Annotated in this window: 4 protein-coding genes and 1 pseudogene; all 5 read left to right on the plus strand. The window is 40.1% G+C overall.

The annotated features are described in order from the left end of the window. Positions 1-411: pseudogene (locus ACEW8O_RS06865) on the plus strand (N-acetylgalactosamine 6-sulfate sulfatase); the annotation flags it as partial. Between the two features lie 25 nt (positions 412-436). Continuing rightward, positions 437-3,139 (plus strand): family 43 glycosylhydrolase, encoded by a 2,703-nt coding sequence (locus ACEW8O_RS06870; protein WP_373493880.1) that lies wholly within the window; start codon positions 437-439, stop codon positions 3,137-3,139. Positions 3,140-3,150: 11 nt separating this feature from the next. Then, on the plus strand, positions 3,151-4,551 hold the full coding sequence (locus ACEW8O_RS06875) for a sulfatase-like hydrolase/transferase (RefSeq protein ID WP_373493881.1): 1,401 nt from the start codon (positions 3,151-3,153) through the stop codon (positions 4,549-4,551). A 93-nt stretch (positions 4,552-4,644) separates the two neighbouring features. Continuing rightward, positions 4,645-6,198 (plus strand): arylsulfatase, encoded by a 1,554-nt coding sequence (locus ACEW8O_RS06880; RefSeq protein WP_373493882.1) that lies wholly within the window; start codon positions 4,645-4,647, stop codon positions 6,196-6,198. A gap of 317 nt (positions 6,199-6,515) precedes the next feature. Continuing rightward, positions 6,516-8,058: glycosyl hydrolase (locus tag ACEW8O_RS06885; protein ID WP_373493883.1), on the plus strand; the 1,543-nt coding region annotated here is incomplete at its 3' end.

Consider the following 8,058-nt stretch of genomic DNA (forward strand, 5'->3'; position numbering starts at 1 on the left):
TACCCGATCATTTCACTTGATATTTTCGGAACCATAGCAGGATTGATTGGTACAAAAACCAAGCACGAATTGGATGGAGTCAATTTGATTCCATACCTGACAGGTGAAAATCAAAATGCACCACATGAGGCCTTGTATTGGAGGAATTTCAATGCTGATAGATTTGCAATCCGAACACTTCACGACAAAATGATTTCTGATCCCAAACAGCAATTCTTGTTTGATATCAAAAACGATATTTCTGAAAAGCGGAATCTTGCCAGTGAAAATAAAGCGCAGCTTGACGGTTTAGCAAATAAAATCAATGCATGGAAAAGTATGTTAAAAGATCCTCTATTTATGGGGTTGTTGGAAGATGAAGCTTATTCCAAGCTTCACCCTGATCGGTATGGAAGAAAAACCAATCAGTAAATTTTCACAAAAAAGCTATTATTTGATGAATGATATAAATTTCAAATTCCTAATAATTTTCCTGATTTTCTTGGGATACAATGCCGAGGCAAAGGATTATTATTTTCACCCAAAAATCGGAAATGATAGCGCCAATGGAACCTCATTTAAATCGCCTTTCAAATCATTGGTGAAAATTAGTGACTTGGCCCTTGAACCAGGGGATAGAATCCTTTTAGCTGCAGGGGAAGTTTTCCATGAAACATTAATCCTGGATCATGTTCAAGGGAGTTTCGAAAATCCTATCCTTATAGATTCCTATCAAAATGACGGTTCAGATATTAAAGGAAAAACCATAATAGATGCTAGGGGTCTCCTCAATGGCCTTTTGATTACCAACTCTAACTATATCATCATCAAGAACCTGGACATCACAGCCAATGGTCCAGCTGACGATTCAGGTGATGGAGAGATGCGGGTTGGCGTTTTAATTTTCGGGAAAGGAAATGAAAGGATTACAAATATCCATTTGGAGGATCTTTACATCCATGATATTTTCTATGAAAAAGAAGGTGTAGGAAGGTCGGAAGCAGAAGTAAGATCTGCTAATGGAACGCAAAAATACGGTTGGGGAATACGCCTGATTGCCGATGACAATGCCGAAATAGAAAATATTTGGATCAGCAATTCATCAATTGAAAATGTCAGCCATACAGGAATCAAACTTACTGGTACACAAAGACAAAATATCAGAAATGTCCGAATTCTCGACAATAAGGTATACCGAACAGGTGGTCCTGGTATTCAGATGTCCGGGGTGAAATTTGTACATGTCAAGGGAAATGAAGTCAGCCACTCAGGAAGTACTGATGATTCCCGAAAGTGGGGCAGGGGTTCTGGTCTTTGGACTTGGTCCGCATCCCATGTCATGATTGAGCATAATAGTTTTATGCATGCCAACGGCCCCGGAGATTCGGCAGGTGCTCATATAGACTTCAACTGTGATAATGTTATTCTGCAGTACAACTTCAGTGCTGAGAATGCAGGTGGTTTTTGTGAGATTCTCGGGAATAATTACAACTGTGCCTATCGCTACAATATCAGTGTCAATGATGGACATAGGGTAAAAGGAGAAAACGGTGCATTTCAGGAAGGAAAGGTTTTCTGGTTGAGTGGGTTCCAAGGTGGTCAAAGAGAAAGAAAAGGCCCTGTCAACTCCTACTTTTACAACAATACTATTTACGTCAAAGCTGGTCAGGTATCTAAAATTGCTATTGATAATCGCTCAAAGGGGGTATTAATTGTCAATAACATTTTCCATTTGGAAGGCCCTGTGGAGATGGTGATAGGAGATCAATACAAAGCGGATGAATCATCAAGTGATAATATGGAAAGAGTACTATTTGAAAATAACCTGTTTTTGAATGGATCGAATTGGCCAAAAGATGCTATGATTCATGATGCGTCTCCGCTTTATGGATCGGCACAGTTCCAAAATCCCGGCGGGATGAAACCTGAAGATTACATCCCGGCCAATTGGGAATTACTTCAAAATGGGAAAGCGGTTCAACCCTTACCTGATGACGAGTTTGGTCTGATTCAAGGGTTTAAAATGAAGACGGATTTTTTAGGAAATTCAATTTCTAAAACCCCGGGCATTGGAGCTATTTATATGAAATATCGGGATTTTCAACCAGGTCAGCTTTGGGAGGATGATCTCGGCGAACATATCAATGCCCACGGAGGAGGGTTCTTGATCCATGAGGACACTTACTATTGGTTCGGAGAACATAAAACCGAAGGTACGGAAGGGAATAAAGCACAAGTAGGTGTTGGGGTGTATTCATCCAATGATCTTTTCAATTGGAAAAATGAGGGTATTGCACTAAAAGTGCACGATGATCCAAATTCCCTTTTGGTAAAAGGATGTATCATTGAGCGACCTAAAGTGATCTACAATGAAAAGGCCAAGAAGTTTGTCATGTGGTTTCATCACGAACTCAAGGATAGGGGTTATGAGGCTGCAATGACCGGTTTGGCAGTAAGTGACCATGTTACAGGTCCTTACACATACATTAAAAGTGTCAATCCCCATGCAGGAATATGGCCATCAAATTATCCGGATAGCCTAAAATCTTTACCTGTTGATCTTGACAAATATGAAAGGCCTTCTGAGGAATGGAAAGAAGCTGTTGTCAATGGGGTCTTTTTGAGAAGGGATTTTGAAAAAGGTCAGATGGCAAGGGATATGACACTCTTTGTGGATGATGACGGGAAAGCCTATCATTTTCATTCTTCCGAAAACAATCAGACACTTCATGTGGCAGAGTTGACTGAGGATTATATGGATTTTTCAGGGAATTATACCAGGGTATTACCGGGCCAACAAAACGAAGCGCCTGCTATTTTCAAAAAAGACGGAAAATATTACATGTTTTCTTCCGGTCTGACCGGTTGGAAACCCAATCCGGGAAAGTCCGCAGTAGCGGACCATCCCATGGGACCTTGGACTCCTTTGGGAAATATGGTGAGAGGAACAGAAGACGAAATGAAGACCACCTTCCGGTCACAGAGCACTGCGGCGATACCTGTCATCGGAAAGAAGGATGCATTTATCTATGTAGGTGACAGGTGGGAACCGGAAAACCCAATCGATGGCCGATATGTCTGGCTTCCTGTGGAATTTGAAGACGAAAGACCCGTATTGAGATGGAGAGATAATTGGGATTTATCATTTTTTGACAACTAAGGAAAAACACCATGAAATTGAAAGTTGCTATATCATTCCTTATTTTTTTATCTTTTTCCATCTTGAATATCAGTTTGGGTCAGTCAGAACAAAAACCCAATATCATACTTATTTTGGCGGATGACCTTGGCTTCGCAGATTTGAGTCTGAATGGGAGTTTACAGATCAATACACCGAATATTGATGCCTTGGCCGCAGAAGGTATTAACTTCACACAAGCCTATGTGTCGGCTCCCGTGTGCAGTCCATCTAGGGCAGGGTTGTTGACCGGTAAAAATCAGGTCAGATTTGGCTATGACAATAACCTGACTGATAATACTTTGGGATTCGATCCGGAATATGCAGGCCTGCCGATAGGGGAAAAGACCATTGCCGATAGATTGAAGGAAGCGGGATATGTATCCGGATTAATTGGTAAATGGCATTTGGGATCAAAAAAACAATTTCACCCTTTGAACCGTGGTTTTGATGAATTTTGGGGATATGTGGGTGGAGGACATCATTATTTTAAATCCGAGGAAAATGGACAAGGCTATTTGGCTCCAATAGAAAGTAATTACAAAACTCCTCAGGAAATCACCTATCTCACGGACGACAAAGGTGATGAATGTGTAGAATTTATCAGAAGGCATAAAAATCAACCATTCTTCCTGTATGCGTCATTCAATGCTCCTCATGCCCCAATGCATGCCACAGCAGAGGATTTAGCTTTATTCTCCCATATTTCAGATGAAAAAAGAAGAATCTACCTTGCCATGGTCCACCGTTTGGATATCAATGTTGGACGGATCTCGAATACTTTAGAAGAAGAAGGATTGGAAGAGAATACCATCATTGTTTTTCTAAGCGACAATGGCGGGCCTGTTGATCAAAATGCTTCCAACAATGCACCATTCAATGGTCAAAAAGGGATTTTGCTGGAGGGTGGCATTCGTGTCCCTTTTATTATGAAATGGAAAGGTTCTCTCCCGTCAGGTGAATCTTATACCCATCCTATAATTGCACTTGACCTGATGCCGACCTTTATGGGTTTGGCTGGGATTGATCTACAGGAATCAGATCATTTTGATGGTGTGAACTTGTTTCCTTTCTTGACCAAAGAAAAGGAAGGAAAACCTCACGAATCCTTTAAATGGAGATTTACTATCAGTGCGGGGATATTTGAAGACAATTGGAAACTGATCCGGTTGCCTGATAGACTCCCGATGTTATTTGACCTTGAAAAAGACATCTCAGAGCAAAACGATGTGGCGCTGGAAAATATAGAAGTGACCAAAAGACTTTTGAAAAAACTGGGAGATTGGGATTTATCACTTCCCCATCCTTTATTTCTGGAAGGTGCCGAGTGGAAGGATAGGCAAAGGGACTTGTACGATATACATTACGAAATCACTCAACCTCAAAACAAATAAAAAGAAGACCGAAGACGGAAGACGTAAGTAAACTTGTTTCATTACGAAAATTCATAAAAACTAATAATAAACCCATTTAAAAACTGAACTATGATGAGAAACTTTAGATATATAAATTGTTTGGCAGTCATTCTTTTTTGGACGAGCTGCCAAAGAAATGAAAGCTCTCATGATACCGAAGCAAAGCTTCCCAATATTGTCATCATCTATATGGATGATTTGGGATATGGTGAATTGAGTGCTTATGGTGCTACCGAATTGCAGACACCAAATATGGACAGATTGGCCAATGAGGGGATGAAATTCACAAATGCTTATGCTACCTCTGCTACCTGTACACCCAGCAGGTATGCTTTGCTAACGGGTGTTTATCCCTGGAGAAATGAAAATGCCAAGATATTAGCGGGAACAGCCCCTCTATTGATAGATGTAGATCAGATGACAATTCCAAGAATGCTGAAGACAAAGGGCTATCATACCAGTATCGTTGGTAAATGGCATTTGGGTCTAGGTGATGGAAATGTGGATTGGAATCAGAGAGTTTCGCCTGGACCTAATGAAGTTGGTTTTGATTATGCTTATATCATGGCGGCGACCCAAGATAGGGTACCCACTGTTTATATTGAAGATGGTCATGTAGTGGTTCTTGAGGCAGATGATCCGATTTTAGTGGACTATGAAAACAACTTTGAAGGCGAACCTACCGGAAAAGACAATCCTGAGATGCTCAAAATGATTTGGCACCATGGACATAACAACAGTATTGTCAATGGAATACCGAGGATTGGTTTTATGAAAGGTGGGGAAAATGCCAAGTGGATTGATGAAGATATGGCAGATGAATTTCTTGTAAAGGCGCAAGATTATGTTAGGGGAAGGAAGAATGAGACAGATCCGTTTTTCTTGTATTACGCATTACAGCAGCCACATGTACCAAGAACTCCACATCCTAGGTTTGTGGGTACTTCAGGAATGGGGCCGAGAGGAGATGTGATTTTGGAGGCAGATTGGTGTATTGGAGAATTTATGAAAACCTTGGAAGAAGAGGGATTATTGGAAAATACCTTGGTAATTTTTTCATCTGATAATGGGCCGGTATTGAATGATGGATACAATGATGATGCTGTAGAAAAACTTGGAGATCATAAACCTTGGGGCCCATTTAGGGGAGGAAAGTACAGTCTTTTTGAAGCTGGTACAAGAATGCCCTTTGTGACCTATTGGAAAGGAACTATTCAACCGGGTGTATCTGACGCTTTGGTTTCCCAACTGGATTTACTCAATTCATTTTCAACTTTGGTCGGCAGCGATATCAAAACAGAAGATAGTATGGATATTCTGAATGTATTGTTAGGAAAATCAACAGATGGAAGGGAAGAAGTAATCTTGGAAGCGACTACGAGAACTGCACTTAGAAGTGGGGATTACATCATGATTCCGCCGTATGATGGACCTGCTGTCAATACATTTGTCAATATTGAATTGGGAAATGATTCCGAATATCAGTTATATAATATAGCTCAAGATCCAGGTCAGCAGAATAATTTAGCTGAAGAAGAATCAGACGTCCTGAAAAAGTTAATAGCAAGATTTGAGGAATTGAGAGGAAGCGGATATGGAAAAATTGAGCAATTGGAATTGAAATGATTGATTGGGTTTATTGAATTTATTAAGCCTGGGGGATTTTTCCTCAGGTTTTTTTATTTATTCCTGATAAAATCCGGTGGATTTGAGATTTTTTTTTCATGAAATTTCCAACACCGGCAGGTGTTGAATTATAGTAAACTTTCATTTTTACCATTCTGTTAATCAAAAACCCTAAATGAACTCGAAAATCCTGTAGGTTATTCAAATTGGACTTTTTACCCCTATGGATTGAATGATTTGACCTAAGTAAATGGCTTATTTGAAAGTACTTTAGACGCAGATTAAAGTATGATATTAACAATAAAGCCAAATTAACAATGAAACAATTTTACAAAATCAACTTGTTGACATTCTTCCTGATTATAACAGGAATAGTTTACTCACCCCATGTATGGGGATTTCAGGAAAATGAAAATCCCTGCAATAATTCTTCACGCTATTTGTATTGGGTAGGAGATGTGGATAATGATTTCTTCAATGAATTGAATTGGAGGGAAACTAATCAAAAACCCGCATCACCATCTCCCGGAGGATTAGATGGGACTCCTGGAATTTCTGCAAAACCGGAATGTTTACCGGGTGCCAATAAGAACCCAAATACCATCTGCTTGAATGACCATGACCCTGAGAATGATAAAACGCCAAAATCAGGAGTTTTAACTCCTGGTCAACCTTTATCTTTGAACCTATACATAGAAGGTTCGGAAGTTTTTGCAAATGGGGAGATTGTTTTTGGATGTGCAGATTTTGGACTGACACTTTCAGGCGCTAAACTGGAATCTGATTATGCCATTTCTCAAGGTATTATTTCCTTGGATAATGAGAGTACCTTGAAAATATCCTCTACTGAAGTACCTCTAGCTGTAAAGTTTGACTTTTTGGATGCAGCTTCATGGATATATTGGAATGGAATCACTCCTGATGTTTTTGGCAATTCCTTGGACAGTCAAATTAAAATCAGTGGACTGGAAACAACTATTGGCTCAGGATACAGGGTCAATCAGTATTATCAAACAGGCTCTTTGATCAGACCTATAGATAGCAATTACACTGCATTGACAATCTTTTCTGATACTGATTTTGGTGGTACTCAGGGGGAATTAAATGAATTGACGATTTACAAAGGAGCTGAAATTCCTAACGGAATGAATAACGCAGCACGCTCTTTTGTATTGAAAAAAGGCTATATGGCCACTTTTGCAGTAAATGAAAATGGAACAAGTAAAGGCAAAGTATATATAGCATCAGAAGAGGACATGTATGTGGATGCACTCCCTGAGGCACTTCAGGGAAATGTTAGTTTTATCCGTGTAGTTCCTTGGAATTGGGTCACCAAAAAAGGTACTGGTGGTTTTATTGACCGATTGGATGCGGGATGGTATTACAACTGGGGACTGGGAAATACATCAAGACCTAACTATGAATATGTCCCAATGGCCTGGGGAGCCGGCGGTGCTTCTCCTGCCAATGTGAACAGTGTAGCCAATAGAGGTAATGTAACCCATTTCCTTGGCTTCAATGAATCCGATAACTGTAGCGGTGAGTCAGGACAATTCAACAACCTTTGTCAGCCTGATGTAGCAGTAGCTTACTTTGAAGGTTTGATGGCATCAGGCCTCAGAATCGGTAGTCCTGCACCAAGGGAAAATGGTCCTACGGGCTGGTTGAGAGAGTTTTATGAAATTGCCAAAGCCCGAGATGTAAGATTCGATTATGTAGCAGTCCATTGGTATGATTGGGGTTCAGGCCCTGCGAATAGCCCAAATGCCGATCCACAAGTTATTTTCAATAGATTCAAGGCTTACTTGGAAAATGTATATAGCATCTACCAAATGCCAATTTGGATTACAGAATTTAATG

The sequence above is a fragment of the Aquiflexum sp. genome, assembly GCF_041749095.1.
GTDB lineage: Bacteria > Bacteroidota > Bacteroidia > Cytophagales > Cyclobacteriaceae > Aquiflexum.

Excerpts from the sequence above, each read along its gene's own strand:
- ACEW8O_RS06880 (WP_373493882.1), top strand. The coding sequence starts at position 4,645 with ATGAGAAACTTTAGATATATAAATTGTTTGGCAGTCATTCTTTTTTGG.
- ACEW8O_RS06875 (WP_373493881.1), top strand. The coding sequence starts at position 3,151 with ATGAAATTGAAAGTTGCTATATCATTCCTTATTTTTTTATCTTTTTCC.
- ACEW8O_RS06870 (WP_373493880.1), top strand. The coding sequence starts at position 437 with ATGAATGATATAAATTTCAAATTCCTAATAATTTTCCTGATTTTCTTG.